The following is an 8,497-nucleotide window of genomic DNA, read 5'->3' on the forward strand; positions in this document are numbered from 1 at the left end:
TCCCTTGACGATCCAACGCTGTGGCTGGTGCTCTGATGATTCTCTGTATACTGCTTACCATGATCAGGAATGGGGACAGGCGCTGCATGATGAAAAACGCCTATTTGAAATGCTGTGTCTGGAAGGCCAACAGGCCGGTTTAGCCTGGATTACCGTACTCAGAAAACGTGAATCTTATCGCAAACATTTCTTTCAATATTCGATTGAAACGATTGCTTCTTTTACAGATGAGCAACTCACCGCAAAACTGCAAGATGCTAGTCTAATTCGGCATATCGGTAAACTAACTGCGATTCGTGATAATGCCCGGACCTGGCAACAGCTTAAATCTCAAGAAATTGATGTGGTCACATGGTTGTGGTCCTTTGCCCATCAGCCCCGGTTAAATAATGATGTTGCAGATTATCGTCAGGCTCCAGCACAAACCATTGAAAGCCAGAACATGTCCAAAGCCTTAAAAAAAGCAGGCTTTAAGTTTGTCGGTCCTACGATCTGTTATGCCTTTATGCAGGCAGTTGGCATGGTCGATGACCATGAAAATCACTGTCACTTTAAAACAATATCCTCCCATTCAAATAAGAGCTGAATCTATGTCCACTAATACTATTCAAGCCTATGCCGCAATGTCTGCCGGTGCTGCTCTGGAACCTTATCAATTTGATGCAGGTGAACTTCAGCCGTATCAGGTCGAAGTGAAAGTTGAATACTGCGGCCTATGCCATTCTGATATTTCAGTACTCAATAATGACTGGGGATCTTCGGTCTATCCTGTGGTGGCCGGACATGAAGTCATTGGAACCATTACACAACTGGGTTCTGAAGCCAAAGGTCTAAAAGTAGGTCAACGTGTCGGTATTGGCTGGACTGCGGAAAGCTGCCAACATTGCGATCCTTGTATTTCAGGCCAGCAAGTGCTGTGTACCGGTGGTCAGGTTGCAACCATCGTCGGTCATGCAGGCGGTTTTGCAGATAAAGTCCGTGCTGGCTGGCAATGGGCAATTCCCTTACCCGAAGATCTGGACCCAGAAAGTGCTGGCCCCCTGCTCTGTGGCGGGATTACTGTATTTGACCCGATTCTAAAACATCAGATTCAGGCCATTCACCACGTCGGTGTCATTGGTATTGGCGGTTTGGGACATATGGCGATCAAGCTGTTGAAAGCGTGGGGTTGTGAAATTACCGCCTTTACTTCAAATCTGGATAAAACCGATGAGCTGAAAGCCATGGGTGCAGACCATGTAGTGAATAGTCGTGACCCAGCAGCGCTTAAACCGCTTCGTGGTAAATTTGACCTATTAATGAGTACTGTCAATGTCACACTAGACTGGCAGGCTTATTTATCAACACTGGCACCAAATGGTACTGTACATATGCTGGGCTTATCATTGGAACCCATGCAAATTTCTGCAGGTTCACTGATTGGTGGTGCTAAATCTGTGACTGGCTCGCCGACAGGTTCACCAGCAGCTTTACGTCAATTACTAAAATTTGCGGCACGTAAAAATATTGCGCCACAGATTGAACTGTTCCCCATGTCGGAAATTAATGCTGCGATTGAACGTCTGCACTCAGGCAAAGCCCGTTACCGGATTGTACTGAAAGCCGATTTCTAATTTTTACTAATCATCAGTAAATCTAGATCTGCCCTAGCATCATGTTAGGGCAGATTTTTTATGGCTATATTTACATATAATTGGTTTATAAATATTTAGCCAGCTTCTGAGCCAGAAATTCAATAAATAGATGTACCCGTTTAGGCAGATGCTCCTGACGGTAATAGACTGCATGAATTTTTTGATAATGTAGCTCAATCTGATCTTCAAATAACGCCTGTAAACGACCCGCCTGCAAATCGTCCTCGACCAGAAAGCGTGACAGACAGGTAATACCTACCCCGTATAAAGCTAATTGACGGACAGTTTCCCCATTGGGTGCTCGAATCTTTGGCTTTACAGTGATAGGTTCGCCATTCAGTCGAACCGGCCAGGTATTCAGATGCGTAGGCTGACTAAATCCCAGTAAAGTATGGTCCGATAAATCTGCCACTGATTGCGGTCTGCCTTTCTGCTGTAAATATTCAGGACTGGCCACAATATACAAACGGCTGCGGCATAATAATCTGGCATGCAGGCTGGAATCATGCAGTTCTCCAAAGCGGATCGCGACATCGGTTTTATGTTCCAGCAGATCAATCACCTGATCATGATTATTTAGTTCAATTTCGATGTGGGGATAACGCTGCATAAATTCCTGAATTAGCGGCACGATTACATGCAGTACAAAAGGTGTCGCTGAATCGACCCGAATCAATCCTGAAGTATCACTATCTGATTTCAGTAAGGCATCTTCAGCTTCTGCCAGATCATTGAGAATTTTGCGCGCCTTTTCTAGAAATAGCTGGCCTTCTTGAGTCAGTTTCAGCTTACGTGTGGTTCTTTCTAAAAGAGTAACATTTAACTTATTTTCCAGACGTTGCAATGCCCGACTGACACCCGAAGTGGTTTGTCCCAAACGCTCTGCCGCCATGACAATAGAACCACTATCCACAATAGTGACAAAAGCCTGTAATTCTTCAATCGTCGATTTCATTTGTCACTCTTTTATTGATTTTCGGTCAATAATATTTTGCAAATTCAGCTATTTTTTCGCAACAATAAAAAGCACAAAATACTCAACATCGAAAATACTTAAAGATTAAAGCTATGAATATTGTTCCTCAATTTGGTGTTGGTACCTTTCGCCTGTCTGGACAGACCGTCATTGATTCAGTCAAAACAGCCCTGGAAGTCGGTTATCGCGCCGTAGATACGGCACAGATTTATGCCAATGAAGCGGAAGTGGGTCAGGCTATTGCAGAAAGCCAAGTTAATCGTAACGAGCTATTCATTACCACCAAAATCTGGACAGATCATTACGCACCAGACAAATTAATTCCAAGCCTCAAAGAAAGCCTGCATAAACTACGTACCGATGCAGTCAATCTAACGCTCATTCACTGGCCTGCACCTCGTTTAGGCGTTCAAATTCCTGAGCTGATGCAGACTTTATTAGAAGCCAAACAGCAAGGTCTGACTGAGCATATCGGTGTGTCCAATTTCAATATTGAGCTGACCCAACAAGCCATTGATACGATTGGTCTAGAGCATATCGTAACCAACCAGATTGAACTCAGTCCTTATCTGCAAAATCAGCGTCTGGTCAGTTTCCTACAATCTCAGAAGATTGATGTCACCTCTTATATGACACTAGCTTATGGCAAAGTGCTGAATGATCCTGTCCTGCAAGGAATTGCTGCACAGCATCAGGCTTCGACTGCACAAATTGCACTGGCTTGGGCCTTGCAAAAAGGTTTTGCTGTGATTCCTTCTTCAACCAAACGTGAACATCTGCTTGCCAATCTTGCAGCGCAGGAGATACAACTGTCTCAAGAAGAAATGGCTTTGATCAGCACCTTGGAGCGCAATGGCCGTGAGGTTGATCCGGACCAGCTTGCGCCTATCTGGGATTAAACAGAAACCATGAAAGTTAATTTTCCTTTGCTTGCACTGGCGGTTGGTGCCTTTGCAATTGGTACCACTGAATTTTCTCCAATGGGTTTTCTGCCAGAAATCGCCCGTGATCTAGAGATTTCGATTCCTCGTGCCGGGATGCTGATCAGTGCCTATGCCTTAGGGGTGATGTTGGGTGCACCACTAATGACCCTCTGGTTAAGCCGTTATTCCAAACGTAAGTCTCTCATTTTACTGATGGCGATTTTTACGATTGGTAATATTCTGGCGACATTAGCGCCTAATTATCTGGGGCTGATGGGGGCACGCATCATTACCAGCCTGAACCATGGTGCTTTCTTCGGGATTGGTTCGGTTGTCGCGGCCAGTGTCGTTCCGAAAGATAAACAGGCCAGCGCTGTAGCCATGATGTTTATGGGCCTGACCATTGCCAATATTGGCGGGGTGCCACTGGCAACCTGGATAGGACAACATATCGGCTGGCGTATGGCTTTTCTGGGTATTTCCCTGCTTGGTTTGCTAACCATGTTCTCCTTATGGAAAGCCTTGCCTGAAGGCCAAAGCAGCCAGAAACCAGATGTAAGGCAAGAACTACAAGTATTGACCCGCCTGCCTGTTGTTTTAGCTTTATTGACTACCGTGATGAGTGCGGGGGCCATGTTTGCCCTATACACTTATATTGCCCCGAGTCTGCAAAGTTTTACTCAGGCTTCCCCTGCATTGATTACTTTGATGCTGGTGTTGATCGGGGTAGGTTTCTCGATTGGTAATCATCTGGGTGGCAAGTTTGCAGATTTATCCTTAAATAAAACCCTGATTGGCTTTTTAATCTTGCTTATGCTGATGATGCTGCTCTTCCCGATTCTGGCAAGCACAGCTCTTGGCGCAGGTCTGGCATTAATCATCTGGGGTGCTGCTGCCTTTGCCGTAGTTCCACCTTTACAGATGCGAGTCATGTCCGTGGCTTATGATGCGCCTGGACTGGCTTCTTCGGTAAATATTGGTGCTTTCAATCTTGGGAATGCTTTGGGTGCAACTGCGGGTGCCAGTGTGCTAAATCTGGGACTTAGCTATAGTGCGGTTTCATTTGCCGGTGCTAGTCTGAGTGCTGTTGCTTTGCTTCTGGTTTTAATTCAAATGAAACTGGCTCCACAGCAAGATATGACTGCGCAGCAATACTCTTAAAATTTCCTTCATAAAAAAAGTCCGCCTGATGCGGACTTTTTTATATTAGCTATTTAGCGTAAAGCTTCAGGTAAAACAGGCGTTGTCACAGGTTTAGCCAGTTCGGTTTTCATCTTTTGCAGCATCTGATAAGGCTGCTGTTGCACAAACATATTCACAAAGGTTAAAGGAATCGAACCTTCAGGATTGGCATAGCCATAAGTCGATACCTTAACCTTGTTATTCGCCAGTTTCTGGAAGGTCCAGTCTCCCTGATAATCAGTCAAACGTACATAATTCGGATTTAGGGCATAACCGGTCTGAATCGCTTTATTCTTGATCGTAATCTGTCCATTGGCATCCTTAATCATTTTACCCTGCACAATCAGATCACGGTCTTTTAAAGGGAATGGAAAATCCAGCACCATATACAAGGTGAAATCGCCTTTTTTATCATCACGCGACAGCACCTTGATACTGCCCATATAAGGCACCCATTTCACTGCATGATCAACATCCAGAATCAGAGAAACGGCATTCTCAATCGGGACATTGTAGGTGGTTTCGGCTTTATAGAGAAAAACGGGATTACGCTCATCCTGATAGGTCCAGACTTTAATATTATTTTTATTAATGCTGAGCTTGGCATTCTGCACAGAGGTCGACTGTGCTGTAGCGGCAAAGGCTACAGCACACGCCATTAATATTAATTTCTTCATTCCATTGTCATCTTATTTTAGTTTTAAGTTATTTTTATATAGGATTTTGACGAAAATTTATACTTGAATATCGTTAAAACCAAGTACATCCTTCATGTCATATTTACGTGCATCACGACCAACGACCCAAGCTGCGGCACGTACGGCACCCGCTGCAAAGTTCATACGGTTGGTGGCTTTATGCGTAATTTCAACACGCTCGCCTTCGCCAATAAACATTGCAGTATGTTCACCGACAATATCACCGCCACGAATGGTCTGAAAACCAATGCTTTTACGTTCACGAGGACCCGTATGCCCTTCACGATGATACACCGCATCTTTTTTCAGATCACGACCCAGTGCTCCAGCAATCGCTTCACCCATCATAAGAGCTGTACCTGATGGCGCATCTACCTTATGACGGTGATGTGCTTCGATCACTTCAATATCGACCGTATCACCAAAGACTTTAGAGGCAAGTTCTAGCAGTTTGATCGAAACGTTCACACCAACCGAATAGTTCGCTGCATAGACCACTGGAGTTTCTTTTGCAGATTCCTCCAGATAAGCTTTTTGTTCGTCATTCATACCAGTCGTACCAATCACGATCGCAACGCCATTTTCACGGCAGATTTTAAGATGATTCACCGTCGCAGCAGGCGCAGTAAAGTCGATCACCACGTCACAGTCTTTGACCACTTCTTCAAGATGGCCGACAACCTTTACACCCAAGCTCCCTACGCCAGCCAGTTCACCGGCATCTGCGCCAATCAATGAGCTTTCAGGGCGCTCAACAGCTGCTGCCAATTGGTAACCGGCTTCTTTCACCGCCTGAATAAGGATGCGTCCCATACGGCCGCCTGCACCTAAAATCCCAATGCGTGGTGTCGCTGACATAACATAGTCCTGATGTTGATTCGAAATTGCTCTTACTATAGCAAAACTCGCTCATAACACTAAGATTGATCGCATAAAAATCAATGAAAAGAATTAAAGAAGGTCATGAGGGATTTTGATATGCAGTCCATATCAACAATAGTTTATGGACGAGTAAAAAGAAAAATAATTCCATTAGAGGAATAATGATTAAATAGTTAGTCAGAGATAAACTCATTTAAAGAAAAATTCTAGTTAATAAGAATTAGATTTTAATTATAAATAATTGAATTTTATAATATAAAAATATTTTTCCATAATAAGTATGATCTTGATTTTTCATATTTAGATCATTTGCATTTAAGGAAAATATATTGAAACTCCAGTTTGACTGCCTCAGCAATATTGAACTAAATACCCATCATCGCGTACTGAAGCATATGCCCTTAGCGCATGGCATTATTTTCGATGAAACACGATGGATTGTTTGAGTAAATGAAAGTGTAAATCCATACTTTTTTAAATTTAGGAATGTTTAAGGATCAAGCATCAAGTAGTTGACCAACTTCCAAGCTGGTATATCCACGTTCTTTAAAGATCAACACAATCGCTTTTTTATAATCTTCACAAATAGATGTTTTATATTTAGTGATGAGTTGAATCTCGGAATTCAGCTCCAGGTCATTTTTTAAGGTCAAAACTTCGGTAGAGATCTTATTAAAAATCTTTAAATTAAACATATAGGCACCTGTTATCAGTTGTAGCGGCCCGACTACAACAAATACCTGCCTTAGCTCAGCTAGACACCCTTGGTCGCAAGGATTACAAATTAGAAAAAGTTCTGCAAGTTTTGAGGAATTGATAGATTAAATAACCTTCTAAATTCTTCCTATTTAGCAAGATTGTCGGCCTAAAAATTAATTTTATATATCAAATTCTTAATAATCTCATAATTGCTAAAAATTTAATAGGAACCAGTTTTTGTAACAATTCTTTTAATATCCCAGATTATTCATAATATTTTATTAGTTAAATAAATGATGAGATCATTAATTCAGGATCTTCATATCCTGATGATGAGGTCTTAAAAGACAAAGTATTTTTCTCTGTCTGGCTAAGGTAAGAACCAGACTCTTTGTACGCTTTGGCTCACATCAATCTCGGCCTTTTGCTGCTATTCAGAATACTGGAAGTTTCCTATGATGAATTCATCAGGAACAGGAAGTTCCAAACAAGAATAACAATAGATCAGCAGAAGGACAGTAAGGTACGACAGGAGTTATACCCAGCGAACCCATACGAAAAACCCCGGCAGGATGATCTGACCCCCAAAAGTTAGACAGTAAGTTAGGCAATTTCTAAGAACTGATTTCTGTATTCTACAGGGGTCAGTCCTTTTAATTTAACCTTGATTCGCTCATGGTTATAATAGTGAATATATTCTTTCACTTTTTGCTCCAATTCATCAACTGATTTAAATTCTTCTCCATAGAAACATTCAGATTTAAGTATTCCAAAGAAACTCTCCATAGCAGCATTATCTAAACAATTCCCCTTACGTGACATGCTTTGGGTGAGCCCTCGTTCTGCTAATTGTTTCTGGTAAAATCTCATTTGATATTGCCAACCTTGATCAGAATGGATCATTGGCTTCTCATTTATATTGAGTGTCTCTATAGCTTCTTTAAGCATATCTTTGACCAGTCCAAATACTGGTCTATGTTCCATTTGAAATGCAATGATTTCACCGTTAAACAGGTCCATGACGGGAGATAAGTAAAGCTTGTCACCCCGAATATTAAATTCAGTCACATCAGTAACCCATTTTTGATTAGGTCGCTCAGCCTTGAATTGACGCTGCAATACATTGTTTGCAATTTTACCCACTTGCCCTTTATACGAACGGTATTTCACAACCCTAATACGTGATTTAAGCTTCATAGATATCATCAATCGCTGTACACACTTATGGTTCACGATCAAGCCTGTATTTCTCAATGCAAGCGTAATTCTGCGATACCCATAACGCCCTTTATGCTGATGATAGATCACTTCGATTTGCTGTTTTAAATCACTGTATTTATCATTGAGTTTTGATGACTTCTGATGATAGAAATAGGTACTACGCGCCATCTTAGCTGCACATAGCACATGCTTTAGTGGGTAGTTTTGCCTTAATTCAGATATGAATCTTGCAGCTGTTGCTGTTCGACTTTTTCCTGTTCTTTCTGCTTCTGAATCAAGGCT

The 8,497-nt window shown here is 42.2% G+C and carries 9 protein-coding genes; 4 read left to right on the plus strand and 5 right to left on the minus strand.

Annotated elements, in window-relative coordinates; genetic code table 11:
* Positions 1-4 precede the first annotated feature (4 nt).
* Both FTV25_RS06865 and FTV25_RS06870 read left to right on the plus strand, forming a co-directional pair.
* A complete protein-coding gene (locus FTV25_RS06865; protein ID WP_179992911.1) occupies positions 5-586 on the plus strand; it encodes a DNA-3-methyladenine glycosylase I in 582 nt (193 codons plus the stop codon).
* Positions 587-590: 4 nt separating this feature from the next.
* Complete coding sequence (locus tag FTV25_RS06870) at positions 591-1,613, plus strand: NAD(P)-dependent alcohol dehydrogenase (protein ID WP_180002616.1); 1,023 nt, start codon at positions 591-593, stop codon at positions 1,611-1,613.
* Between the two features lie 85 nt (positions 1,614-1,698).
* Here the strand turns inward: FTV25_RS06870 and FTV25_RS06875 are convergent, their stop codons facing one another.
* Positions 1,699-2,589, minus strand: coding sequence for a LysR family transcriptional regulator (locus tag FTV25_RS06875; RefSeq protein ID WP_180002615.1), 891 nt, complete (start codon positions 2,587-2,589; stop codon positions 1,699-1,701).
* 113 nt (positions 2,590-2,702) lie between these two features.
* Between FTV25_RS06875 and dkgB the strand changes: the two genes are divergently transcribed.
* Together dkgB and FTV25_RS06885 are read left to right on the plus strand one after the other, a co-directional pair.
* A complete protein-coding gene (dkgB, locus tag FTV25_RS06880; protein ID WP_180002614.1) occupies positions 2,703-3,509 on the plus strand; it encodes a 2,5-didehydrogluconate reductase DkgB in 807 nt (268 codons plus the stop codon).
* Between the two features lie 9 nt (positions 3,510-3,518).
* Complete coding sequence (locus FTV25_RS06885; RefSeq protein WP_180002613.1) at positions 3,519-4,694, plus strand: MFS transporter; 1,176 nt, start codon at positions 3,519-3,521, stop codon at positions 4,692-4,694.
* Between the two features lie 53 nt (positions 4,695-4,747).
* Here FTV25_RS06885 and FTV25_RS06890 read toward each other — a convergent pair whose 3' ends face one another.
* The 4 genes from FTV25_RS06890 to FTV25_RS06905 form a co-directional block, all read right to left on the minus strand.
* Positions 4,748-5,392, minus strand: coding sequence for an START domain-containing protein (locus tag FTV25_RS06890; RefSeq protein ID WP_180002612.1), 645 nt, complete (start codon positions 5,390-5,392; stop codon positions 4,748-4,750).
* A gap of 57 nt (positions 5,393-5,449) precedes the next feature.
* A complete protein-coding gene (gene dapB, locus FTV25_RS06895) occupies positions 5,450-6,271 on the minus strand; it encodes a 4-hydroxy-tetrahydrodipicolinate reductase (RefSeq protein ID WP_180002611.1) in 822 nt (273 codons plus the stop codon).
* A 521-nt stretch (positions 6,272-6,792) separates the two neighbouring features.
* On the minus strand, positions 6,793-6,990 hold the full coding sequence (locus tag FTV25_RS06900) for a hypothetical protein (RefSeq protein ID WP_004780426.1): 198 nt from the start codon (positions 6,988-6,990) through the stop codon (positions 6,793-6,795).
* 607 nt (positions 6,991-7,597) lie between these two features.
* Positions 7,598-8,497 (minus strand): IS3 family transposase (locus tag FTV25_RS06905; RefSeq protein ID WP_180002610.1); only part of this gene is annotated, 900 nt, incomplete at its 5' end.

Origin of the sequence: Acinetobacter sp. YH12249 (genome assembly GCF_013417475.1) — a bacterium.
In the GTDB taxonomy this organism is placed as follows: domain Bacteria; phylum Pseudomonadota; class Gammaproteobacteria; order Pseudomonadales; family Moraxellaceae; genus Acinetobacter.

Excerpts from the sequence above, each read along its gene's own strand:
- FTV25_RS06870 (WP_180002616.1), top strand. The coding sequence starts at position 591 with ATGTCCACTAATACTATTCAAGCCTATGCCGCAATGTCTGCCGGTGCT.
- FTV25_RS06875 (WP_180002615.1), bottom strand. The coding sequence starts at position 2,589 with ATGAAATCGACGATTGAAGAATTACAGGCTTTTGTCACTATTGTGGAT.
- dkgB (WP_180002614.1), top strand. The coding sequence starts at position 2,703 with ATGAATATTGTTCCTCAATTTGGTGTTGGTACCTTTCGCCTGTCTGGA.
- FTV25_RS06885 (WP_180002613.1), top strand. The coding sequence starts at position 3,519 with ATGAAAGTTAATTTTCCTTTGCTTGCACTGGCGGTTGGTGCCTTTGCA.
- FTV25_RS06890 (WP_180002612.1), bottom strand. The coding sequence starts at position 5,392 with ATGAAGAAATTAATATTAATGGCGTGTGCTGTAGCCTTTGCCGCTACA.
- dapB (WP_180002611.1), bottom strand. The coding sequence starts at position 6,271 with ATGTCAGCGACACCACGCATTGGGATTTTAGGTGCAGGCGGCCGTATG.
- FTV25_RS06900 (WP_004780426.1), bottom strand. The coding sequence starts at position 6,990 with ATGTTTAATTTAAAGATTTTTAATAAGATCTCTACCGAAGTTTTGACC.